The organism is Paraburkholderia sp. UCT70 (genome assembly GCF_050434085.1).
Classification (GTDB): Bacteria; Pseudomonadota; Gammaproteobacteria; order Burkholderiales; family Burkholderiaceae; genus Paraburkholderia; species Paraburkholderia tuberum.
This window is the reverse complement of sequence record NZ_JBNPVZ010000002.1, coordinates 2053632-2075632: the sequence shown is the minus strand read 5'-3', so window position 1 is coordinate 2075632 and position 22001 is coordinate 2053632. Positions and strand designations below refer to the sequence as shown.

The window sequence follows — 22001 nt, the reverse complement described above, 5'->3', positions numbered from 1 at the left end:
GTGCAGTATGCGTCAGCGTTCGCGCGCGGCTGTCCTCATTTTGGGTACAGCGCCGCGCGCAAGCGTGAGGAGTGGTAGAGACCTGGACCTTCGCCGCTCGTTAGCCGTCCAGACAGGCGCTCAAGCTCCGCGCGAGGTGGCCCGCTTCACCTGCATTGGCGATGTTTGCGAAGCCCATCACAACGCCACGCGGGGTGCTACGCGTGCGACCATTCGCGTACCAGACCGAGAGCGGCAGAACGGCGAGCCCCGCTTCGCGGGCGCGCGCCGCAACCGCGACGTCGTCGACCGGGCCATCAGGGCCCTCGACGAACTGTGCCGCGAACTGGATTCCCCCTGGCGGCAGTTCGACGATCAGCCGTTCGCCGAACGCCTGCTCCAACGCGCGCACGATCAGCACGCGCCGCTCGGCGTATAACGCACGCATGCGCTTCAGATGTCGCGCAAAATGCCCCCGCTCGATGAAGTCGGCCAAAGCGGCCTGCAACAGGGTTGGCGATCCGGCGTTCATGCTGCGCGCCACCCGCCCGACGCGCTCGACGGCCCGCTCCGGCACCACCGCATACGCGAGCCGCAAGCCGGGAAACATCACCTTGCTGAATGTGCCGCAGTAGATCACGTGATCGCGACGATCGAGGCTCTTCAATGCCGGCAATGGCCGGCCCAGATAGCGGAACTCGCTGTCGTAATCGTCTTCGACGATCCAGCTGGACGCTTGCTCTGCCCAGCCCAGCAACGCCATGCGTCGGGGGAGCGATAACGTGTGCCCGAGCGGGCTCTGGTGCGACGGCGTGACCAGCGCGAAGCGCGCCTGCGCATCCAGCCGTGTGCCGTGTTCGACGTCGATCCCATCTTCGTCCACCGGCACTGCGACGAGCTGCACGCCGGTTTCGGCGAGAAAACCGCGCGCGAGCAGATAGCCCGGATCTTCGTACCACACGCTGTCGTTCGTGCGGGCGAGACTGCGCAACACGAGCTCGAGCGTCGCACGGTAGCCGCCCGTCACGAACACCTGGTCCGGCAGGCAGGTCACCCCGCGCGACAGCCCAAGATACGTGGCGATGTGTTCGCGAAGCGGCCGGTAGCCGACAGGATCCGGGTACGCGAGCATCGCGCGCTCGCCGCTGCGCGCGCGATGCGAAACGAGACGATTCCAAACCTTGAGCGGAAACGCGTCAAGCGCGGGCAGCCCGGGTTGCAGCGGCCGGGGCTCGCCGCTCATGGCGGCGGCAATGGCAAGCTGGCGCGGCGCCGGTCGAGCGCCGTGGGATTCGCCTGGCGTCTGAGCTGCGGTAGCCGCTTTAACGCTCTGCGTGCCGTTCGAACTCTTTGTGCTTTGCGTACGCGAGCCCGTCACTGAAGCTGGCAGCGAGGGCGACACGAACGTGCCAGCCGCACCGCGCCTCTGGAGGTAGCCTTCGTCGACGAGGACCGTATACGCCAGTTCAACCGTGCCGCGCGCCGTGTTCAGTTGCGTAGCGAGGCTGCGCAGCGCGGGCACGCGATCGCCTGGACGCAGATGCCCTGCGGCGATCGCGGTTCTGAAGCGCGCGCAGATCTGCAGGTAGATCGGCAACTGGAGCTGCCGATCGATATCGACGGTGAATGCGGTAGGCGATACGGTCATCACGGTCTTGCCGGCAAGCAGACCGGAATCAGGATGTCCTGGTCCGATCGACAATTCATGGCACTTTTCGATAGTTCATGATGTTCTCACAATAGCCTCACACGATGCGACGGCGGCGAGTTCTTTCCCGCGATGCAACGGCCGCGAGCCGCCTGCCCGTGTCAACTGACTCTCATCTGGAGAATGTGCCATGAAGATCGTCGTAATCGGTGGTTCCGGCCTGATCGGCTCGCGCCTCGTCACGCTGCTCGGCGAGGCGGGTCATGAGGCACTTGCTGCGTCGCCGCGTACCGGTGTGAACGCCGTGACGGGGGAAGGTCTGAGCAACGCGCTAGCCGGCGCGGACGTCGTAGTGGATGTGGCGAACGCCCCTTCCTGGGAGCCTCAGGCGGTGCTCGACTTTTTCCGCACCTCGACGCGCAATCTCGGCAAGGCCGAAGTGGCTGCAGGGGTACGCCATCACGTCGCGCTTTCCATCGTCGGCTGCGACCGCACGCCGGAAAATGCGTATTTCGTTGCCAAGGTCGCGCAGGAAGAGGCGATTGAAGCGGCGGGCGTGCCCTATACGATCGTGCGCGCGACCCAGTTCATGGAATTCATCGGCGCGATTGCTGATTCCGGCACAGTGGGCGGGACGGTGCGCGTTGGGGACGGACTGTTCCAGCCGATAGCCGCGGACGACGTCGCAGCGATCCTCGCGCAGGTCGCTCTCGCCACGCCACTGAACGGCACAGTCGATATCGCGGGCCCGGACCGTGAACCGTTTGCCGCCATCATCAGACGTTATTTGAAGTCTGTCGGCGACCCGCGCCCTGTTGTGACGGATCAGGGTGCGCGCTATTACGGCGGCCGCGTCGAGGAACAGTCGCTCGTACCGCTCGGCGACGCGCGGATCGGCCGCGTGAGCCTGGGCCAGTGGCTGGCGCAAACTGACAAGGGGTGATTTCAGGTCGATGCGAAACCAGAATCAGCATGTTTGCGTTTTGCCTGGCGGTTTCAAGAGTGAAGCGCAACAGCGGGTTTAATGTTTAGAGCCTTTAGGGAAAGCGCACCTGATGACATTCTCACTGCTCCCAATTGGCCCACTGAAGCCGTTGAGTAAGCTTTTGAATTCGCCTTCCCCCCAGCAATGAAGTGCAATTTACCCGACGCAATTTCGCACTAAACGGGAACCACGATCATGTTCAAACCTGTAACGAAGACGACGGTCTTCTCCGCGGTAACTGCGGGCATTTCAGCATGCAGCATTGTGCCCACGTCATCCTCGTCGGCGCCGAAGGTCGAAGTCGGCGAGGTGCAGGTCAATCCTGACATCAAGCTGCGTCATATGGTCTATCGGCCCGCGCATCCAAAGGGTACGGTACTGTTCCTGCACGGCTTCCCGGAGACGATGTACGCGTGGAAGCCCATTGCCGAGTCCCTGTCCAGCGACTACGAGGTGCATGCGTTTGACTGGCCGGGCTACGGACAGTCCTCGCGTCCAGGCGCCGATTGCTTTTCCTACGCACCGAAGGATTATGCGCATGTGCTGGAAGACTATATCCGCACTTCTGGCATCGACAGTTCGAAGCTGTTGATTTATGCGACCGATATCGGGGCCTTGCCTGCGCTGCTGGCAGCATTGGAGCAGCCGAATATCGCCAGGCAAATCATTGTTGGCGATTTTGCCCCGTTCAACCGCCCGCAGTACATGTACGAAAGCCTGCAGGGCCTGAAGTCAAAGCCATCGTCTGACGCCGTGCATGCCGCGATGAACCAGAACCGCGACGAAATCCTGGCAAACACGTTCTTCCGCGGCATGTCGGCGAAGGAGCGCTACGCGTTGTCCGAGGAGTTCAAGGACGATATGGCGAAAGGGTGGGGCGGTGATGTCACGTCGGCCGACGCCTTCTTCCACTACTACTCGTACTTCACCCGCGACCAGGACTACTTCGAAGCCAACATGGCAAAGCTGAAGGTCCCCGTGAAGGTGGTGTGGGGCGAGCAGGATTTCTATATCAAGAAGGAAATGGGCGTTGAGTACGCGAACCGTAACGGTGTGAAGCTTTCAATTTTTCCTGAACTCGGCCATTTTCCGCATCTGCAAGCGGCTGAACAGACGGTGAGCGAAGTTCGGGCCGCGTTTAGCGCGGGCAATCCTGTGAGTGACTAGAGCGAGTGCGCCGTCGACGCAGAGGTGGTTTCCGATGGTTCGACTATGGTTGCCGTCGACGATGATGCCATTCAGGTATCATCGAAAACATGGATATTGGCGGCTTTGATCTCAATCTACTGAAGGCGTTCGACGCGCTTTATGCTGAGCATCATGTAACGCGCGCGGGACTGCGCATTGGCCTCAGTCAATCGGCGATGAGCGGAGCGCTCACCCGCTTGCGGGAACTGTTCGACGATGAACTGTTCGTTCGCGCGCCGTCGGGCATGCAGCCGACTCCACGTGCGTGCGATCTTGCCGTTCCGATATCCGATGCGTTACGACTGATACGGGGGACGTTGCGGCCCGACGAATTCGATCCGGCGACAGCCGATCAGGTGTTCACGATTGCAATGAATGACTATTCCGCTTTCGTTCTGCTGCCGCTGCTGCTGGCACGCCTGAGCATCGAGGCGCCTCACGTTGACGTGCGTGTGCGCGGTACGTTCGGCCGGGATGAAGCGGTGGAACTGCTCGACAGTGGCGAGGCGAGTCTCGCGATCGGCTTCCCCGTCGAAGTGTCGGCGCGCATCCTCACGCGCCCCTTGCTACAGGAAGATTTTTCGTGCATAGCTCGTCCAGGGCACCCCGCGTTTGCGGACGGTGCCAGCGTTGAGGACTTCGCGGCTGCGTCGCATCTGCTGGTATCTCCCGAAGGCGACCGAGCGAGTCTGGTTGATCGCGAACTCGCGAAGCTGGGGCTCGAAAGGCGCGTGGCACTGAGCCTGCCGCAATTCCTGGTTGCCCCCTTCGTCATCGCCGAGACCGATCTTGTCGCGACGGTGGCTTCTCGTGTGGCCCGACGCTTCGCGGCGAGCGGGCTCGGCATCGCCGTACATCAGCCGCCGATCGGACTGCCCCGCTGGACGCTCGCGATGCTGTGGCATCGACGCGCCGACACTCACGCACCCACCCGTTGGATGCAGAACCTCATAGCCGAGGTTGCCGCCTCGGCATGACATCATCGCTGCGAGCGATATCGACACATCAGAACTTGCGATTTCCGTCGAAAATACTTGTCCGCTATTCTCTGCCTCAACGCAATTTGAAAGAGGTTACGGAAATGCGAGTGCTGGTGACGGGAGCAACAGGGTTGATCGGCGGGGCTGTAGCCCGTCGATTGAGAGCGGGTGGGCATGACGTCGCAGGGCTGGCCCGTTCGGACACCAGTGCGGGGAAACTCGTTGGCGAGGGCTTCGACGTCATACGAGGCGACCTCGCCGACTCGGCGAGCATCGCCTCCGCAGCCCGTACAGTGGATGCCGTCATTCATGCTGCCTCGCCGGGCGACCGGAATACCGCAACTTATGACATGGCCGCGACCCGCTCGATCATCGAAGCCCTGCGCGGCACCGGCAAGCGGTTCGTCTACACGAGCGGCTGTCTGATTTATGGGCCGACCGGCGACACACCTGCAACCGAAGACAGCCCGCTGCACCCGCTCGAGCTCGTGCGCTGGCGCGAGCAGCTTGAGGGCCAGGTCCTCGCGGCTGCGACCGAAGGTATTCACCCGAGCGTGATTCGGCCAGCCTGGGTTTACGGTAACTGGGGTGGAACCGCAATGATGATGTACGGTGGCGCCAAGGAGCACGGTGTCGCGCGCTACGTCGGTGACGGACGAAACCGCTGGTCTACCGTGCATGCCGAGGACCTCGCCGATCTCTACGCTCTCTCGCTGGAACGGGCTCCAGTGAGCTCAGTTTTCAACGGCGTCCACGGCACGCCAACACCACTTATCGAGATTGCTCGCGCGGCGAGTAACGCCGCCGGAGCCGAGGGCCGAGTAGCGTCATGGCCGCTCGACGATGCACGCCAGTCGCTCTGGACATTCGCCGACGCGATCGCCTGCGATCAGGTCGTATCCGGGGAAAAGGCGAAGCGCGAGTTAGGCTGGCGTCCGTCGCAACGCTCTATCGTCGACGAGTTGCACTCTTACGCATCGGTTGCACTCTGAACGCATTGCTCGTCTTGAGCCGCCTGCCCAGTTACGGCGGAGTTCGCTTAACCATGGGTTCGCAGGCAAGAACTAAAGAGTCGCGAAGACTTCTACGTTTTCTTCAGAGTGGGCGAACCTGACCCAAGCACCGAGCTTGCGCGCTCGGTCAATATTTGAGAGTTGCTCCATGCTGCATACGCTTTCGATCTGGTTTCTCGTTGTCGCATTTTTCGGTGCCGGGCTACGGCGGTCTGGACCGTCTTGCGTCATCGTGAGCTTTCCCATCTTGCTCCGCTCGGAGTCTTCTTCGTTCTGATCACGCCGGCGGGATTCACGCTATAGGGTCGTGACGCTCGCCACTGCCGAGAACGGAAATAGCACCCGGCGGCTTCCGTTATCGCCGCGCGAGGCAGATATTCGCCGAGCGGTCGCGACAGCTTCCGCCGCAGGTGACTTGCACATCATGATGGCTGCCTTTACATCCGGTATCCGGGTTTCTTGTACAGCGTTCCAGAGCGTGCCTCGATGTCTGGACGATAAACTTCTTCTTTCCATCGCTCAGACGGAATCTCCTCAAATCCGACCGAGACCGACTCTTCTCCATAACCCAGAATATCCATCACATCGCGGGTGATTGCCTCTGCCAGACGTCGCTTCTGTTCCTCCGTCTTTCCCGGCCAGGCTTTAACGATGACATGCGGCATGGCATCTTTCTCCAATGATTGAAAGGCCGGGCGGGCGAGAAATACACGGCCGGTCGTCCCAGCGCTCAATATGCCTGGGTAGTGGGACGGAAAAGCACTTCGTTGATGTCGACGTCATCGGGCTGGCTAATGGCGAAGGCCACCACGCGCGCAAAAGAGCTGGCTGGGATCGCCTTCTCGTACGTCCTGGCCATGCCCGCGGCGACGTCCTGATCAGTAATCGTGTCGATCAGTTCGGTCGCGACTGCGCCCGGCGAAACGATGGTCGTGCGGATGTTCCAGGGTTTGACCTCCTGGCGGAGTCCTTCCGAGATTGCACGCACTGCCCACTTCGTGCCGGCGTACACCGCGCCTCCGGGACCGACCTTGTGGCCAGCGACGGACGAGACATTGATGATCTGGCCGGCTTTCTGCGACTGCATGTGTGGCAGCGCGGCCGCGATGCCGTACAACACGCCCTTGATATTGACGTCGATCATTCGGTCCCACTCGTCGATCTTGAGCTTGTCGAGCATCGAACTCGGCATGAGGCCGGCGTTGTTCAGCATCACATCGACGCGGCCGTGCAGTTCCACGGCACGATCAACCAGCGCCTTGACCTGATTGCGGTCGGTGACGTCGGTCTGCACGATCGCCTTGGCATCGAGTCCCAATTCGCTTGCAAGCGCCTCTAGCCGATCAAGGCGACGCGCGCCGAGGACAACTTTGGCACCCTGTCTGGCAAGGTGGCGCGCGGTTTCCGCGCCCAGACCGCTGCTGGCGCCCGTGATGACGACGACCTTGCCGTTGATGTTTTCGCTCATGACTTCCCTCACCGATGTTTGTTCGAGCTTCCACCTCGGTTGGAAAAACGTGGCTTCCCAACCGGTGGACGATCCTGCATCGACGTTTATGCCGCTCGCTTCGCGAATACATCCTTGAACACGGGCATCGCCGAAAAGACGTTCGGCCAGCCTGCGTAAAAGGCGAGCTGCGTCAGCATTTCGGACGCCTCGTCCTTCGTCAGACCGTTGTCCATGGCACGGCCGAGGTGGTACGGAATCTGCGCGACCTGACCGCTGGCAACCAGGGCGCTCACGGTGACCAGGCTCCGGTCGCGTGGAGCGAGTCCTGGACGCAGCCAAAGGTCGCGGAACAGCACATCGGTCGTGTACTGAACAACGCCGGGAGCGACCGACCCGAAGCTTTGCTCGACCGCCTGCGCACGCTGTTGCTCTGCGACTTCGTTCAGTGGTAGCGGCTCGACATCGGCCCGAGGGACCTGATCGATACCGATGCCACGTTCATCGAAGATACGCTTCGCGACGACAGCCGCTGCGGTCGCATTTCCCCAGCCGGAATAGAAGGCGAGGTGCGTGAACATTTCCGAAATCTCGGCAGGCTTCACACCGCTATCCAGCGCCAACCGGAAATAGAACGGCATCTCGATGGTCTGGTTGCGGGCGATGAGCACCGACAGCGTCACGATGCTCCGGTCTCGCGGTGACAGTTGCGGCCTCTTCCAGAGGCCGCCGAGCACGGTCTGGTTCGTATAACGCGCGAATGCCGGAGAAACGGGAGTGAGATCGACTTGTGACAATGGATCTTGCATGTTTCCAGTCCTTTCCATTGAGGTACAGGCAGCGAAGATAAGCGCCACGCCTGTCGCCGTAACGACGCGCGCCAGCAGCCGCATTCTGGATTCGCGGCGCACCAAAGTGCACGCCTGCGGCCTGATGAACCGCATTACACCTGCTCGCCGCTGCCGAGGTACTGCTCGTCCGTGACCTTCTCCAGCCATTCGACATTCTTGCCGTCGAGCGCTTCCTGAATGGCGATATGTGTCATCGCGGTCGTCGAAGTTGCGCCATGCCAATGCGTGTGGCCAGGCGGGCACCAGATCACGTCACCAGCCCGGATTTCGACGCGCGGCTCGCCTTCGCACTGGGTCCAGCCACAGCCGGCCGTAACGATCAAAGTCTGGCCGAGCGGGTGGGTATGCCAGTTAGTCCGCGCTCCGGGCTCAAAAGTGACGCTCGCGCACGAAACGCGTGCCGGCGGAGGCGGAGCGTTCAGCGGGTCGAGCCGCACCGTGCCCGTAAACCATTCTTCAGGGCCTTTCTTCGAGGGCTGGGAGCCCGCACGTTTCAATTCCATGACTGTTCCTCGTCGGTATCGTCGGGGCGATATGCCATTGCTGTTAATCTAACTCCTGGCAATTGATGCGACTAGATCGCAATATCGGGATGCCCTTATGCTGTGGAGCATTAATTGAAAGAGGATTTCAACGATCTGGTCGGCTTCATGAACGTCGCGCGTGAGCGCAACTTCACGCGGGCGGCCGCGCAACTGGGAGTCTCGCAGTCGGCCTTGAGCCGGACGGTTGCCGGCCTTGAAAAGCGGATGGGCCTTCAGTTACTGATGCGCACTACCCGGAGTGTCTCGTTGACGGAGGCAGGCGAACGGCTACTGGCCGCGATTGCACCGCGTTTTCAGGAAATCGAAGCGGAGGTCGATTCTTTGCGCGCGATGACGAGCCGCCCAGGCGGAACTGTCCGGATCACGACCACCGACTACGCGGCAAACTCGTACGTTTGGCCGCGTCTGCAACCGTTGCTGCGCCAGTATCCGGATCTGAAGATTGAATTGCTCAATGACTACGGGTTAGCCGACATCGTCGCTGATCGGTACGACATCGGCGTGCGGCTAGGCGACCAGGTGGCCAAAGACATGATCGCGGTGCGAATCGCGCCTGACATGACGATGGCAATCGCGGGCTCTCCAGGCTACCTGCAATCGACCGCACCGGCGAAGACGCCGCAGGATCTAACGCTGCACAACTGCATCAATCTCCGATTGCCAACGCGAGATTCACTGCTCCCGTGGGAGCTACGGAAGGGGCGGCGAGAACTGCAGGTGCGGGTCGAAGGGCAGCTCACCTTCAATAGTGTCTACCAGATGATGGACGCAGCGCTTGGCGGGTTTGGGCTCGCGTACGTGCCCAAAGACCTGGCTGAGGTGCATGTCCGGGCCGGGCGCCTGAATTGGGTGCTGGAAGACTGGTTTCCCACGTTCGTCGGACATCACGTCTATTACCCTGGCCGCCGCAAATCATCCCGGGCAGTCGAGCTTGTAGTGGACGCATTGAAGAGCGGTTATCAGCGTCGAGCGCAGTGACCGGCAAATGGCGATCACGACGCAGATTTTCACCACTCCGGTCACGGCGTCAGCCTACCCAGCCTCAGCCGGCGCTGGCCGTCTGCGACGGCTGCCGCATGGGCTGCCCAGCCGTCGCCGCGTGACATGCCTCGATCATCGCGCGGAACGTCGGCGACGCATGCAGCTCCCCGCCCGCATCGAGTTCGACGCTGCCGTCCGGCGCGTCGCCGACGCCGACGCCGACCACCAGCGTCGCGCGTGGCCGCCATTCGCGCGTGCGCCGCAGCATGTTCCGCAGGTACGGCGGCGACTCGGGCGCGTCGAGCGAGACGATGCAGATGATCGACGTGTCCTTGAAGCTCGGCTCGTCGGCGCGTGCGCTGCGATAGCCCGAGTGCGTCGCCATCAGCGGCGCGAAGCCCTGGCGGTTCAGCAGTTGCACAGCGATCGCGGTCGTCACTTCGTCGAACGCGCCGCGGCCGGGCACGCACAACACCGCTGCTTTGCCCGCTCCGTCCGGCTGTTGCGAGCGCCTGAGCAGATCGCTGCGGTATCGCTCCGTGGCACCCGCGCCCCGCGGCGCCAGGTCCGGCGCCCCGGCAAGCAGCGCGTTACCCGCGTCCGCCGGTTCGGCAGGCGACAGCGAATCGCGCAGCCCTTCGGCGATGTCGAGGTTCTCGACGATGTCGACGAGCGCGTCGTTGATCCGCTGCAACTGGTCGGGCATCAGCACGCCGCGCTGCGCGTCGTTGCGCGCGAGCCGCAGACCTTCGAGCGCGACCTTGTCGTAGTAGTCGATCAGCGACATCTCGCGCAGCAGCCGTTCGGCCTGCACGATCGCCTCGTGCGGATCGTCGGCGAGCAGGCGCTGATAGAAGTTCTGCGCGGACGTCAGCGCGGGCTGATCGCCGAGCAGCACGGTCAGGAAGTTGAGCCGGTCCGCGTAGCGCCCGAGCGTGACGACGCACAGCGTGAGCGGCGTCGACAGCACGAGGCCGATCGGCCCCCACAGCCAGCTCCAGAAAATCGCCGCGACCACCACCGCGAGCGGCGACAGGCCCGAGCGATGACCGTACAGGAGCGGTTCGGCGATCTGCCCGGCGACCACGTCGACGACGATGAACAGGATCAGCGTGAGGACCGCCATCGTCCATTGCGGCTGGATCGCGGCTGCGAGAAAGAATGCGAGGATCGCCGCGATCCAGATGCCGATGTACGGCACGAAGCGCAGCAGCGCAGCGATCACGCCGAACAGCAGCGCCCCTGGTACGCCGATGATCGCGAGCCCGACCGCGATGATGCCGCCCGCGCTCAGATTCACGCCGAGCTGCGCGACGAAATAGCGTGACAGGCGCCCGGCGGCGTCGTTGATCGCGGTTGTCGTGCGGTGCAGGTCGCGCGAACCGAACAGGCTGATCAGACGGTCGCGCAAATCCTCGCGCTGCAACAGGATGAAGATGGTCACGACGAGCACGATGAAGGTCGTCTCGATCGGCGCGATGGCCGGCGTCAGCGCGCGCTGCGCGAGTTGCACCGGCGTCGGCGCGGGCTCGTGCACCTCGACCTGTTGCGGCACCTGCGGCGCGTTGCGCGCGGCGCGGCCGGTCGGGCGCGGCGGCGCGGGGCGCGATGGCGCCACGCGCTGCAGCGCGCTGGCAGCGCTGCTCATCAGGGCGTCGGCGCGGCCCACGGTCTTTTCCTGCACGGTTTCGATCTTCTGCTCGATCGCTTCCTGGTACTGCGGCAGCGCGTCCGCGAGCTGCACGAGCTGCGCGCCGATCAGCGCGCCGACCGCGAGCAGCGAGGCGAGAGCGAACAGCACCGCGATGAAGATCGACGGCAACTGGCCCATGTGCAGACGCCGCAGCATCTGCACGAGCGGCGCGAGCAGGAAGCTCAGCAGCACCGACAACGTGATCGGAATCAGTATCTCCCGCCCGAAGTACAGCCCGCACACGACCACCACGCCGGTGATCAGCGACACGAGGCCATGCAGCCCCGGCGTGCCCGGTGGGTAAACGCGGTTGGGCCGCCCATGCGGCGGCGGTAGCGATATTTTCATGTGAACACAATTCCGGTTGGGACGCGTTGACGACCGAGCGGAGCACTGGTCGTCCGCAAGACATATGCCCGAATTGTAGGCGGTTTGGTGGGAGGGGGCTCACGCGTGGCTGCGCGTTGAGTCGCTCAATGCGCTCGAGTTGTCAGCCGACATGCACCCGCAGCATCTCCAGCCACAGCGAACTCACATACAGCAACAAGCCGATAAATCCGCCGACGATCGTCCCATTGATGCGGATGTACTGCAGATCCTTGCCGATATTCATCTCGACCTGGTGCGACATCTCGTGCGCGGGCCAGTTCTTCACCGTATCGCTGATATGGCGCGTGAGGAACCGCGCGAAATCCGGCGCCATCGCGCGCGCCGCTTCCTCGAGGTGATCGTTCAGCGATTGCCGCAGCGCTGGATCGCGCGCGAGTTCGCGGCCGACCCACGCGCCCATCGCGGCGACACGCGCATGCAGTGCCGAATCGGCGCTTTGCAGATCGCGCTTGAGCCACGCGCGCAGCTCGCCCCACATGTCCTTCACGTAGCTGCCGAAAGCCTCGCCTTCGACCAGATAGCGCTTCAGTGCTTCGCCTTGCTGCAGGAACACGGGATCGGTCTTCAGCTGCACGATCAGCTTCTGCACCGCCTGGTCGAACTTGTCGCGCAGCTCGTGCGTGGGGTTCTGCGCGATCTGTTCGAGCATACGGTTCGCGGCGCTCGCGATCGCCTCCGCCCCCTTGTCGCCGAGCCATACCGACGGCAGAAACTTCTCCATCGTCGGATACTCGCTTTTCACCCAATCGACGATGCGCGCGGCAATGAATTCGCGCGCTGGCGCCTCGCGCAGCACCGCGATCACTTGATCGATCGCGGTGTCGAGCAGTTCCTGATGGCGGCCGTCGCGCGTCAGCGTGTCGAGAATCGCGCCGAGCGATTGCGACAGATCGACTTTCGCGAGCACGTCGCGCAACCCGTCCCGGATGAAGTTCTGAATGCGCGCGTCGTCGGCGACGTCGAGGATGCCGCCGGTGAGCCGCACCACGTAGTCGCCGAGGCGCGCGGAGTTGGCCGATTCGCTGAGCCAGGCGGTGATGGTCTGCGCCGGATCATGCCGGCGGATCAGACCGACCAGCGACGGCACGTCGAGAAACTTGTCCTGCACGAAGTGCGCGAGGTTGTCGGCGATCTTGTGCTTGTTGCGCGGGATGATCGCGGTGTGCGCGGACACGAGCGGAATCGGCACGCGGCGAAACAGCGCCGCGACCGCGAACCAGTCGGCGAGCGCGCCGACCATCGCGGCCTCGGCGACGGCCTTGATGCCGTCGACCCACAGGCCGCGCGGCAGGAATGCGGCGACGACGAAAACGCAGGCGGCCGCGAGCAGCAGCAGTAAAGGCGTGCGCTTGGCCTTCTTCAGTTCGGTGGTCTTGTCCATCGGGCGCGGTTGATCGTGTCGGGCGGGGGCTGGAAAGTCGGCGGGCTCGGCCGGTTCGGTTGCAATGATGCGGTACGGCCCGCGCGCGCGTCCAGCCTGGATACGCGCGCGCAATACGCGCCGGCGCTTCGGCAAGGTAACATTCGCGATTGGGCTCCTCGGCGAAATCAGCGCAAGAGGACGCAACGCAATCGCAATGGAGGCACAGTGATCAGGTTTCTGCACACCGCGGACTGGCAGATCGGCACGCAATTCGGTCAGTTCGAACCGGACGAGGCCACGCATCTCGCCCAGGCGCGCTTCGACACGGTGCGCCGCATCGCCGAAGAAGCGGCCGCGCGCAACGTCGACGCGGTGCTCGTCGCGGGCGACGTGTTCGATCTGCAGACGGTGTCGGACACCGTGATCCGACGTTTGTTCGCCGCGCTGCAAGCGTTTTCCGGAGCGTGGATCATGCTGCCGGGCAATCACGACGCGGCGCTCGTCGAAAGCGTGTGGACCCGCGCGCAGCGGCTCGATTGCGTGCCGCCGAACGTGCGCCTCGTGCTCGAAGCCGGCGTCGTGCTGCTCGACGCGTGCCGTTGCGCGCTGCTGTGCGCGCCGCTCACGCAGCGCATCACCTACGACGACACCACCGCGTTCTTCGATTCCACCGATACTCCGCCCGGCTATCACCGCGTGGGGCTCGCGCATGGCAGCGTCGGCGGCATTCTGCAAGACGGCATCGATTCGTCGAATCCGATCGCGCCGACGCGCGCCGCCAGTGCGCGGCTCGACTATCTGGCGCTCGGCGACTGGCACGGCCATCTGCGCGTCGACGAACGCACGTGGTACGCGGGCACGCACGAGCAGGACCGTTTCCGCGCGAACGAGCCGGGCTTCGTGCTCGACGTTACCGTCAGCGATCCCGGCGCGGTGCCGCAGGTCGACGCGGTGCGGGTCGGGCAATACCGGTGGCATCGCTGGGACGAGACGATTTCGGTGCCGACCGATGTCGATGCATTGAAAACCCGCCTCGCCGAACTCGGCGCGAATGACGTGCTGCGCATCGAGGTCGGCGGCACCGCGGCGCTCGCCGATGCCGAGGCGCTGCATGTCGCGGTCGAACAGGCGCGCGCGCGCGTGCGCGCGTTGCGTGCCGATCTGGGCAGTCTGCACGTGCTGCCGACCGCCGACGATCTCGCCGAACTCGGCGCGCAAAGCGGCTATCTCGCGAAGGTGGTCGCGCGGCTGCGCGGCCTGCAGGAAGACGCGCAGGCCGATCCGCAAGAGGCGCGGCGCGCGGCCGAGGCGTTGCTGCTGCTGGCGCGTTTTCAGCGCGAACAGCGGCAACGCGATTCGCAGGCCGCACCACCCGCGCAGATGCGCGAGCGGCAGCAACCTGAAGTGCCGCGTGAAGGAGCCCCCGCATGAAGCTGCAACGTATCGCGATTCAGGAATTCAGGCAGTTCGGCGGGCAGATCGTGATCGACGATCTGCAGCCCGGTCTCAATCTGTTCATCGGCCCGAACGAGGCCGGCAAAAGCACGATTGCCGAGGCGGTGCGCACGGTGTTCCTCGAACGCTACAAGGCGTCGCATCTGAAAGACCTGTTGCCGTGGGGGCTTGCGAGCGGGCAGCCGTCGGTCGAGGTCAGCTTCGAGCTCGATGGTGTGGCGTGCCGTCTGTCGAAGCAGTTCGTGTCGCGTCAGCGTTGCGAGCTGAGGATCGGCCAGGCCGTGTATGGCGAGGACGAAGCCGAAGACAAGCTCGCCGCGCTGCTCGGCTTCTCGCGCGCGGCGCGCGGTCCGATGAAAGCCGAGAACGCCGGCGTGCCGGGTCTGTTGTGGGTGCAGCAAGGCGGCACGCAGGAGATGCGCGATTCGACCGGGCACGCGGCGCAGTATCTGCGCGACGCGCTCACGCAACTGTCGGGCGGCCGCGAAGCGGGCGGCGAGGACGCGCTGATCGCGGCCGTGCAGCGCGAGCTGCGGCAACTGCTGACCGCACGCACGCAGAAGTCGACCGGGCCGCTCGCCGAGGCGGAGCAGAAGCTCGCCTCGCTGATCGCGAGCCGCGACGAGCTGCAACAGCAGCGCCAGCAGTTCGACGACAACATCGCGCGCCTCGCCGCCCAACAGCGGGCATTCGACGACGCCGAGCGCAGGCGTCCGTGGGAGCTTCACGAGCAGAAGGCCGCGCTCGCGCAGCAACGTGCCGCGGCGGTCGAACAACTCGAACGCGGTCTCGAAGGGCTCGCGCAGTCGCTGAAGATTGGCGAGGCCGAACTCGCGTTGTCGGTGCAGCAGGAGCAGGGCGCGCTCGAACTGGAGGCGGCCATCGCGCGCGAACGCGAGCAGCTCGACGCGGCGCGCGCCGAGGTCGCGGCCGCGCAAACCGCGCATGCGCAGGCGCAAAGCCGTGTGGCGCAATTCGAGCAGGCATCGGCCGAGGCGAACCGCGCGCTCGAACTCGCGAACGCGGCCGTCACCGCCGCCGATCTGCGCAGCCAGGTCGATTTCTATCGGGCGGAGGGCCAGCGGCTCGAAGCGTCGATCGGCGAGGCGGACAAGGCGAACGCGGCGGTGTTGCAGGCCGCGCGCGACGCGGCGGCGCTCGAACTCGACGACGCGCAGTTCAAGCGCCTCGTCGCGCTCGACGGCGAATTGACCGTGTTGCGTGCGCGGACCGAAGCGGCGATGACGCGCATCGAGTACAGCTTGAATGGCGAATTGAGCGTCGGCGATCAGACGATCAGCGGCACGGGCGTGCTGCATGTCGACGATGAAAAACGCATCGGTCTCGGGAAGCTCGGCGAATTGCGCGTGATTCCGGGCGTGTCCGATCTGTCCGCGCGGTTGTCGGAGCTGGCGTCGCTCGAGGCGAAGCACGCGCAGTTGCTGCGGTCGCTCGGCGTCGCGTCGGTGGGCGATGCGCAGGCGCGTCACGAGCAATGGAAAACGCTGGTCGCGCAACAGAAGAGCCAGGCGAGGATTCTCGAGGTGCACGCGCCGCAAGGCATCGATGCGTTGCGCGCGGCGCTGGCATCGACGGCGGCGCGCTTGCAGGCGTCGAGCGAGCGCCTTGCCAGTCTGCCCGACGTGTCCGCGGCGGCACCGCTCGACGACGCGCGCCGCAACGCCGACATCGCGCGCGACGCGTTGGAGACCGCGCGCAAGGTGCTCGCGCAGGCGGCGGGCGCGCAATCCAGCGGCGTTGCGAAGGCCGATTCGCTCACGGCGCAGTTGCAGCGTAAAGAAGCGCAGCTGCACGACGAAGCGTTTCGGCGCAACCGGGCGCAATGGCAGGCGCATATCGTCGAGCAACGCGTCAAGGTCGATGCGCTGAAGAACCAGCGCGGCGAGCGCGAGCGCGAACTCGATGCGGCGCGTCTGGACGACCCCGTGGCGGAGGCGAAGCGCTATCGCGCATCGGCGGACCTCGCGCGCAACGAGCAGCACGAGCGTCAACTGCGGATCGCGGAGCTGCGTAGCCAGCTCGAAACGATGGGCGCATCGGGCCTCGGCGAACGGCTTGCCGCGCTCGAAGCCCAGGTTGAGCAGGCCACGCGTCGCAAGGACGAACTGCGCCTGCGCGCGAGCGCGCTGAGTCTGCTCGACGAAGTGCTGGTCGACGAACGCGACGCCGCGCTCGCCCAACTGCGTGCGCCGTTGACCGAGCGGGTCGGTCACTACCTGAAGCGGCTTTTTCCGCAGTCGAGCCTCGCGCTCGGCGACGATCTGATTCCGGCGATGCTCGATCGCGACGGCCGCGCGGAACTGCTCGATGCGCTCAGCTTCGGCACGCGCGAACAGCTCGGCATCCTGACGCGGCTCGCGTACGCGGATCTCTTGCAGGCCTCAGGCCGGCCGACTCTGCTGATGCTCGACGACGCCGCGGTACACACCGATGCCGCGCGCCGCGACGCGCTCAAACGTGCGTTGATCGACGCGGCGACGCGGCATCAGATTCTGGTGTTCACGTGCCATCCGGAGTTGTGGGACGACCTGGGCGTGAGGCAGCGGGCGGTGCAGGATCTGAAGGTGGCGTGAGCGGGGCGGGCCGGTACCACCCGGTACGGTCCGCTTACTCGTACCACCGCGGCGTGTACACCCACTGCGCGCCGTGATGACCGTGAGCGAATCTTCTCGTCAGCGACGACCCGACGATCACCATCGTGCGCATATCCACATCGGCCGAGCGAAGCTCGCCGAGCGTCAGCGTGCGCAGCGTGCCGCCGGGCCGGCCGATATCGCGACCCAGCACCACCTGGGTCGATGGCACGCGATACTCCCGCACGATGTCGAGTGCCTTGTCGAGTTGCCACGGACGCGCGCGCGAAATCGGGTTGTAGAACGCCATCACGAGATCGGCTTGCGCCGCATGGCGCAGGCGGGTTTCGATGATCGTCCACGGCTTCAGGTTGTCCGACAGCGACAGCATGCAGAAGTCGTGGCCGAGCGGCGCGCCGGCCTGCGCGGCGGTCGCGAGCGCGGCCGACACGCCCGGCACGATCGATAGTTCGACGGCCGCCCATGCGTCGTTCCGGGAAGCTTCGAGCGCTTCGAGCACGGCGGCCGCCATCGCGAACACGCCGGGGTCGCCCGACGACACCATCACCACCGAGCGGCCTTCGCTCGCGAGCTCGAACGCGTGCCGCGCGCGCTGCATTTCCTCACGATTGTCGGTGCCGTGCACGCGCTGACCGGCGCGCAGCGGGCCGGCCATTTTCACGTAGGTGTCGTAGCCGAGGATGTCGGTCGCTTCGTTCAACGCGGTGCGCGCGGCCGGGACCATCAGCTCGGCCCGGCCGGGGCCGAGGCCGATCACGGTCAGACGGCCGCGGGCACGGCCGAGCGTCGCGGGGTCGATGGCGAGCGGGGAGAGGGCGAGCGCGACGCCGGGGTGTGCGTCGTCGTGCAGCGTTTCGTGGGGGACGCGCAGCGCGGTATGCAGCAACCTTGCGGCACTCGATTCGCCCTGTTCGGCGCTGGCATCGGCGAAGCGCAGCGGCACCTCGAGAAGCCTTGCCGCTTGCGCGAGCGCCGGGTCGGCCATGCTCGTCGATGGCGCGAGCAAGGCCGCAAGCGAAAGCATCGCGAGACCCTGAGCGTTCAGTGCCGCGCGCACGCGTGCGACGATCGCGTCGGCGGCATCGGCGTCGTCGCTGGCGACAGCCGCCACCACACTGCGCGGATGAATCACGAGTTCGTCTTCACGCCCATCCCACGCGCGCGGCGTCACGCGAATCGCGAGACGCGCCGACGCCGAGCGCGGCAGTTGCGCGTCGTCGAGCCACGGCGCGTCGCCTTCGATGCGCGTGCTTTCGCCCGCGAGCAGATCCGACACGAAGCGCTTGCCCTGACCCAGGTCGGCGAGCGCATAGCCATCGGGCGGATTGAGCACGCAGGTGCCGAAGCGCAGCTCGCCGCTCGTCGTGATCGCGGGCTGCACGGCCAACGCCGCGGCGATGTCGCGCGCCATCACGTTGACGCCCGCGAGGCCGCCGAGCAGCGGCACGACCGCGCTGCCGTCCTCGGCGACCGCGAGGACCGGCGGCTCGGCGCCTTTGTTCGACAGCAGCGGCGCGAGGCAGCGAATCACGATGCCGGCCGCGCACAGCGCGACGATCGGCGTGCCGCGCGCATACAGCTCGCGCAGATGCGCGCCGAGTTCGCTGTACGATACGTCGGCGTCGACGCGCCCCTGCAGCGCATGGACCTGGCAGTCCGTGGCAACGCCGGCCGCGGCATGCGCGCCACGCTCGACATACGACGCCTGAATCCGCCGCGCGGTCGCAAGCGCGCCCGTGCCGAGAATCACGATGGCGGGCGCGTTCATCCTTGCCATTTTTGCCCCGGCACGACCAGCAGTGAGAAATACGGCGACGCCATCGGATCGACTTCGGCAAGCGGCACGATGCGCTGATTTCGCATCGTCGCGCGTTCGACGTACAGCGCGCGCTGCGCGAGTCCGAGTTCGTCGAGCACGCGCCGTACCTTGTCGAAATTGCGGCCGAGTTTCATGATGACCGCCGCGTCGGCGTCGGTCAGACGGCGGCGCAATTCATCTTCGGGTAGCACGCCCGACAGCACCGACAAGCTCTGGTTGCGATACACGAGCGGCGCGCCGAGCACCGCCGCGCCGCCAAGCATCGAGCACACGCCGGGCACCACCTCACTGTCGTAGCGCGCCGCGAGCCGGTCATGCAGATACATGTACGAGCCATAGAAGAACGGATCGCCTTCGCAGATCACCGCGACGTCGCGGCCCGCGTCGAGATGGCCCGCGACGATTTCGGCGGCGGTGTCATAGAAGTCCGCGATGATCGCTTCGTACGACAGCGGCGGTTCGAGTGCTTCGGTGGTGACCGGATAGACGAGCGGCAGATGCTGCTGCGCGTCGTGCAGATACGCCTCGATGATGCCGAACGCGTTGCCCTTCTTGCCCTTCGCGACGAAATACGCGACCACCGGCGCCGCTTTGAGCAGCCGCAGCGCCTTCAACGTCAGCAATTCCGGGTCACCGGGACCGACGCCGATGCCGTACAGCCGTCCGCGACTCGTTAGCTGGCTCGCCATTTATTCGACCTCCGTCGCAAGCGCGTTGACCGCGGCGGCGGCCATCGCGCTGCCGCCGCGCCGTCCGTGCACGACCACATAGGGGACGCCGCGGCTGTTTTGCGCGAGTGCCGCTTTCGATTCCGCCGCGCCGACGAAGCCGACCGGAAAGCCGAGAATCAGCGCCGGCTTCTGCGCGCCGGCATCGAGCATGTCGAGCAGATGAAACAGCGCGGTCGGTGCATTGCCGATCACGACGACGCTGCCCGCCAGATGCGGGCGCCACAATTCGAGCGCGGCGGCCGAGCGCGTGTTGCCGATTTCACGCGCGAGCGCGGGCACGTCCGGGTGCGTGAGGGTGCAGATCACTTCGTTGTTCGCGGCCAGCCGCGCGCGCGTGATGCCTTGCGCGACCATGCCCGCATCGCACAGGATCGGCGCGCCTTGCGCGAGCGCGCGGCGGCCCGCGCTGCCGGCGCCGTCGGAGAACGCGAGGTCGTCGATCACGTCGACCATGCCGCACGCGTGGATCACGCGCACCGCGAGCTTTTCGAGGTCGGCGGGGATGCGCGCGAGGTCGGCCTCCGCGCGGATCGTCGCGAACGATTGGCGATAGATCTCCTGACCGTCGCGAATGTAATCAAGCATGTGGAGTACTCCGGGCGAGGCGCGCGAGCAGCGCGGCGGCCTCGTCGATCGTCAGTTGGGGCGCGACGCATTGGCCGAAGCCGGGGCGGCCGTCGCGTCGATAAAGGTCGTAGAGGCCGGGCGCGGCGGCGAGCAGCGTGTAGGGCGCGCGATGGGCGGCCGCGCAGGAGCGCGGACAGCCCGTCAGATGCACGTCGACGCCGGCGGGTAAGCGCTCGGCGAGTTGCAGCGCGTCGGTCTTGGTGTCGGCGAGGCCCTTCGCGCAGCCGGCCGAACCGGCGCAGGCGATCACGTGCGTGATGGCCTGCGCGGGGTCGCACGCGAGACCGAGTGCGATCAGCTTCGCGAGCACGGCGGGCACCGTCGTCGTCGCGATGTCGGGCAGCAGCACGCTTTGCCATGGCGTCGCGTGCAACCTGCCGTTGCCGTGTTTTTGCGCGAGCGCAGCCAGGGCGCGCAGCGTGGCCGCATCGATCCGGCCGAGCGGTGGTTGGCCGCCGACATGCGACCTGCCGTCGCCGCGCTGCGCGTGCGCGCCGAGCCGCAGCGATGGGTCGGCGGCGATGTGTCGTTGCCAGTGGCTCAGCGATGCGTCGCGCACGAGCGGGAAATCGACGTAGCGCTGCGCGTGCCGCAGGAGCGCGTCGGCGGAATGCGTGGCGAGCAGGTCGCGCATGCGGGTCGCGTCGGCTGCGGCGAGGTCGAGGAACGTGTGCAGCAACGCGCGCAGGAGCGCGGGCACGCGCGACGGCGGCACCGCCGCGAGCGCGCCCGTGCCGTTGGAATCGCGATGGCCGCGCGGGTTCGAGTTCTCGCCTGCCGGAGCCGGGCACCCCGCGAGGCCGAACACGAAGCGCACGCCTTCTCCGTCAGCCGACGCCGCGAGCCACACGTCATGCGGATGATCGACCCGCGCAAGCTGTTCGCCGCCGTCGAGCAGCAGCGCGAATTTCGGCGACAACGCTACGAAACGCGCATCGCCTTGCAGCAGCGTCAGCAGTTCTCCGCACAGCGGCGTCGTGTCGATCAGCGCGTGCGGATCGCGGCCGGCGGCGGGGCTGATCATCACGTTGCGGACATCGTCGGCGGAACTGAGCGCGCCGGCCGGTCCAAGCCCCGCGCCGATCAGCGCCGCGCTCAACGCCGCTTCGTGTCCGTCACGAACGCCGCGCAGTTGCAGATTCGCGCGATTGGTCAGCTCGGCGACGCCGTTCGCGTGCCGCGTGCTGGCATCGGCGATCGCGCGTGCCTGCGCCGCGCTCAGCACGCCGCCGGGCAGTTTGATGCGGCAGATGCCGCCGTCGCGCGCGGGGACGATGCGCAGCAACCCCGGACATGCCGAAGGCCGCGGTGTCGTGACCGCGTGGGACGAAACGGTGGGAGGCGAAGCTCGATTCAAAGGGGCACCGGGGTTAGCGTCGCGCGACGGCATGGCTGCGGCCTCGCTGCATGCTGCCCGACGAGGGCCGGCGTGAACTGTGCGGCCGAAAAGCGCTTCGCGCCGACCGTGGGCAATGAAAGCGGCCATTATATCTTTACGCTGTGGCCGCAGCGCCTGTTTGCCGGCCATCGCGCGATGCCGGTGATCGCGGCAGCATGGCGCTCCGCCGCGAAGCCGCGGGCCGCATGGCGGCGGTATCATGCGGACTTTCGCAACCCGCGCTCCGAGCCTGCACAAAGCCGCATGCGTGAGCCGGTGCAATCGCTAAAGAATCGACGCAACTGATGAGGAT

General features: G+C 65.6%; 19 protein-coding genes. 8 read left to right on the top strand and 11 right to left on the bottom strand.

Annotated elements, in window-relative coordinates; all coding sequences use genetic code 11:
• Nucleotides 1-100: 100 nt before the first annotated feature.
• Nucleotides 101-1627, bottom strand: coding sequence for a PLP-dependent aminotransferase family protein (locus OKW41_RS11885; RefSeq protein WP_429573394.1), 1527 nt, complete (start codon nucleotides 1625-1627; stop codon nucleotides 101-103).
• A gap of 190 nt (nucleotides 1628-1817) precedes the next feature.
• Here OKW41_RS11885 and OKW41_RS11880 point away from each other — a divergent pair, with 190 nt between their 5' ends.
• The 4 genes from OKW41_RS11880 (at nucleotide 1818) to OKW41_RS11865 (ending at nucleotide 5772) form a co-directional block, all read left to right on the top strand.
• Nucleotides 1818-2570: an SDR family oxidoreductase gene (locus tag OKW41_RS11880; RefSeq protein WP_429572595.1), complete on the top strand. Its 753-nt coding sequence runs from the start codon at nucleotides 1818-1820 to the stop codon at nucleotides 2568-2570.
• 237 nt (nucleotides 2571-2807) lie between these two features.
• Entirely contained in the window at nucleotides 2808-3779 is a 972-nt protein-coding gene (locus OKW41_RS11875; protein ID WP_429572594.1) for an alpha/beta fold hydrolase, read from the top strand.
• Between the two features lie 89 nt (nucleotides 3780-3868).
• The gene (locus OKW41_RS11870; RefSeq protein WP_429572593.1) at nucleotides 3869-4777 is read left to right on the top strand and encodes a LysR family transcriptional regulator; all 909 of its coding nucleotides are present in this window, start codon (nucleotides 3869-3871) and stop codon (nucleotides 4775-4777) included.
• Nucleotides 4774-5772, top strand: a complete 999-nt coding sequence (locus OKW41_RS11865) for an NAD-dependent epimerase/dehydratase family protein (protein WP_429572592.1) — start codon at nucleotides 4774-4776, stop codon at nucleotides 5770-5772. The genes OKW41_RS11870 and OKW41_RS11865 overlap by 4 nt, the downstream gene beginning before the upstream one ends.
• A gap of 458 nt (nucleotides 5773-6230) precedes the next feature.
• Here the strand turns inward: OKW41_RS11865 and OKW41_RS11860 are convergent, their stop codons facing one another.
• The 4 genes from OKW41_RS11860 to OKW41_RS11845 all read right to left on the bottom strand — a co-directional run bounded on the left by OKW41_RS11860 (nucleotide 6231) and on the right by OKW41_RS11845 (nucleotide 8594).
• Nucleotides 6231-6458, bottom strand: a complete 228-nt coding sequence (locus OKW41_RS11860) for a tautomerase family protein (protein ID WP_429572591.1) — start codon at nucleotides 6456-6458, stop codon at nucleotides 6231-6233.
• Nucleotides 6459-6523: 65 nt separating this feature from the next.
• Nucleotides 6524-7261 carry an SDR family oxidoreductase gene (locus tag OKW41_RS11855; protein WP_429572590.1) on the bottom strand — a complete coding sequence of 246 codons (738 nt, stop codon included), beginning with the start codon at nucleotides 7259-7261 and terminating at the stop codon, nucleotides 6524-6526.
• Between the two features lie 86 nt (nucleotides 7262-7347).
• On the bottom strand, nucleotides 7348-8067 hold the full coding sequence (locus tag OKW41_RS11850; RefSeq protein ID WP_429573393.1) for a carboxymuconolactone decarboxylase family protein: 720 nt from the start codon (nucleotides 8065-8067) through the stop codon (nucleotides 7348-7350).
• A gap of 116 nt (nucleotides 8068-8183) precedes the next feature.
• Complete coding sequence (locus tag OKW41_RS11845; protein WP_184009769.1) at nucleotides 8184-8594, bottom strand: (R)-mandelonitrile lyase; 411 nt, start codon at nucleotides 8592-8594, stop codon at nucleotides 8184-8186.
• A 114-nt stretch (nucleotides 8595-8708) separates the two neighbouring features.
• Between OKW41_RS11845 and OKW41_RS11840 the strand changes: the two genes are divergently transcribed.
• Nucleotides 8709-9614: a LysR family transcriptional regulator gene (locus tag OKW41_RS11840; RefSeq protein ID WP_429443639.1), complete on the top strand. Its 906-nt coding sequence runs from the start codon at nucleotides 8709-8711 to the stop codon at nucleotides 9612-9614.
• Nucleotides 9615-9678: 64 nt separating this feature from the next.
• Here the strand turns inward: OKW41_RS11840 and OKW41_RS11835 are convergent, their stop codons facing one another.
• Nucleotides 9679-11658 carry an AI-2E family transporter gene (locus tag OKW41_RS11835; RefSeq protein WP_429572589.1) on the bottom strand — a complete coding sequence of 660 codons (1980 nt, stop codon included), beginning with the start codon at nucleotides 11656-11658 and terminating at the stop codon, nucleotides 9679-9681.
• Nucleotides 11659-11800: 142 nt separating this feature from the next.
• Nucleotides 11801-13081, bottom strand: a complete 1281-nt coding sequence (locus OKW41_RS11830) for a DUF445 domain-containing protein (RefSeq protein WP_429573392.1) — start codon at nucleotides 13079-13081, stop codon at nucleotides 11801-11803.
• A gap of 207 nt (nucleotides 13082-13288) precedes the next feature.
• Between OKW41_RS11830 and OKW41_RS11825 the strand changes: the two genes are divergently transcribed.
• Together OKW41_RS11825 and OKW41_RS11820 are read left to right on the top strand one after the other, a co-directional pair.
• Nucleotides 13289-14494 carry a metallophosphoesterase family protein gene (locus OKW41_RS11825; protein ID WP_429572588.1) on the top strand — a complete coding sequence of 402 codons (1206 nt, stop codon included), beginning with the start codon at nucleotides 13289-13291 and terminating at the stop codon, nucleotides 14492-14494.
• Nucleotides 14491-17112, top strand: coding sequence for an AAA family ATPase (locus OKW41_RS11820; RefSeq protein WP_429572587.1), 2622 nt, complete (start codon nucleotides 14491-14493; stop codon nucleotides 17110-17112). Before OKW41_RS11825 ends, OKW41_RS11820 begins: the two co-directional genes overlap by 4 nt.
• Nucleotides 17113-17146: 34 nt before the next feature.
• On the opposite strand, the gene cobJ is transcribed toward OKW41_RS11820, so the two are convergent.
• From cobJ to cobG, 4 genes are read right to left on the bottom strand one after another with little or no spacing between them, the layout of a single operon-like run.
• A complete protein-coding gene (cobJ, locus tag OKW41_RS11815; RefSeq protein WP_429573391.1) occupies nucleotides 17147-18901 on the bottom strand; it encodes a precorrin-3B C(17)-methyltransferase in 1755 nt (584 codons plus the stop codon).
• Nucleotides 18898-19641, bottom strand: a complete 744-nt coding sequence (locus tag OKW41_RS11810) for a precorrin-2 C(20)-methyltransferase (protein WP_429572586.1) — start codon at nucleotides 19639-19641, stop codon at nucleotides 18898-18900. Before OKW41_RS11810 ends, cobJ begins: the two co-directional genes overlap by 4 nt.
• Nucleotides 19642-20268 carry a precorrin-8X methylmutase gene (locus OKW41_RS11805; RefSeq protein WP_090809844.1) on the bottom strand — a complete coding sequence of 209 codons (627 nt, stop codon included), beginning with the start codon at nucleotides 20266-20268 and terminating at the stop codon, nucleotides 19642-19644.
• A complete protein-coding gene (cobG, locus tag OKW41_RS11800; protein ID WP_429572585.1) occupies nucleotides 20261-21700 on the bottom strand; it encodes a precorrin-3B synthase in 1440 nt (479 codons plus the stop codon). Before cobG ends, OKW41_RS11805 begins: the two co-directional genes overlap by 8 nt.
• 39 nt (nucleotides 21701-21739) lie before the next feature.
• Here cobG and OKW41_RS11795 point away from each other — a divergent pair, with 39 nt between their 5' ends.
• Nucleotides 21740-21994, top strand: a complete 255-nt coding sequence (locus OKW41_RS11795) for a hypothetical protein (RefSeq protein WP_429572584.1) — start codon at nucleotides 21740-21742, stop codon at nucleotides 21992-21994.
• The last annotated feature ends 7 nt before the right edge of the window (nucleotides 21995-22001 follow it).

Excerpts from the sequence above, each read along its gene's own strand:
- OKW41_RS11885 (WP_429573394.1), bottom strand. The coding sequence starts at position 1,627 with ATGACCGTATCGCCTACCGCATTCACCGTCGATATCGATCGGCAGCTC.
- OKW41_RS11880 (WP_429572595.1), top strand. The coding sequence starts at position 1,818 with ATGAAGATCGTCGTAATCGGTGGTTCCGGCCTGATCGGCTCGCGCCTC.
- OKW41_RS11875 (WP_429572594.1), top strand. The coding sequence starts at position 2,808 with ATGTTCAAACCTGTAACGAAGACGACGGTCTTCTCCGCGGTAACTGCG.
- OKW41_RS11870 (WP_429572593.1), top strand. The coding sequence starts at position 3,869 with ATGGATATTGGCGGCTTTGATCTCAATCTACTGAAGGCGTTCGACGCG.
- OKW41_RS11865 (WP_429572592.1), top strand. The coding sequence starts at position 4,774 with ATGACATCATCGCTGCGAGCGATATCGACACATCAGAACTTGCGATTT.
- OKW41_RS11860 (WP_429572591.1), bottom strand. The coding sequence starts at position 6,458 with ATGCCGCATGTCATCGTTAAAGCCTGGCCGGGAAAGACGGAGGAACAG.
- OKW41_RS11855 (WP_429572590.1), bottom strand. The coding sequence starts at position 7,261 with ATGAGCGAAAACATCAACGGCAAGGTCGTCGTCATCACGGGCGCCAGC.
- OKW41_RS11850 (WP_429573393.1), bottom strand. The coding sequence starts at position 8,067 with ATGGAAAGGACTGGAAACATGCAAGATCCATTGTCACAAGTCGATCTC.
- OKW41_RS11845 (WP_184009769.1), bottom strand. The coding sequence starts at position 8,594 with ATGGAATTGAAACGTGCGGGCTCCCAGCCCTCGAAGAAAGGCCCTGAA.
- OKW41_RS11835 (WP_429572589.1), bottom strand. The coding sequence starts at position 11,658 with ATGAAAATATCGCTACCGCCGCCGCATGGGCGGCCCAACCGCGTTTAC.
- OKW41_RS11830 (WP_429573392.1), bottom strand. The coding sequence starts at position 13,081 with ATGGACAAGACCACCGAACTGAAGAAGGCCAAGCGCACGCCTTTACTG.
- OKW41_RS11820 (WP_429572587.1), top strand. The coding sequence starts at position 14,491 with ATGAAGCTGCAACGTATCGCGATTCAGGAATTCAGGCAGTTCGGCGGG.
- cobJ (WP_429573391.1), bottom strand. The coding sequence starts at position 18,901 with ATGAACGCGCCCGCCATCGTGATTCTCGGCACGGGCGCGCTTGCGACC.
- OKW41_RS11810 (WP_429572586.1), bottom strand. The coding sequence starts at position 19,641 with ATGGCGAGCCAGCTAACGAGTCGCGGACGGCTGTACGGCATCGGCGTC.
- OKW41_RS11805 (WP_090809844.1), bottom strand. The coding sequence starts at position 20,268 with ATGCTTGATTACATTCGCGACGGTCAGGAGATCTATCGCCAATCGTTC.
- cobG (WP_429572585.1), bottom strand. The coding sequence starts at position 21,700 with ATGCCGTCGCGCGACGCTAACCCCGGTGCCCCTTTGAATCGAGCTTCG.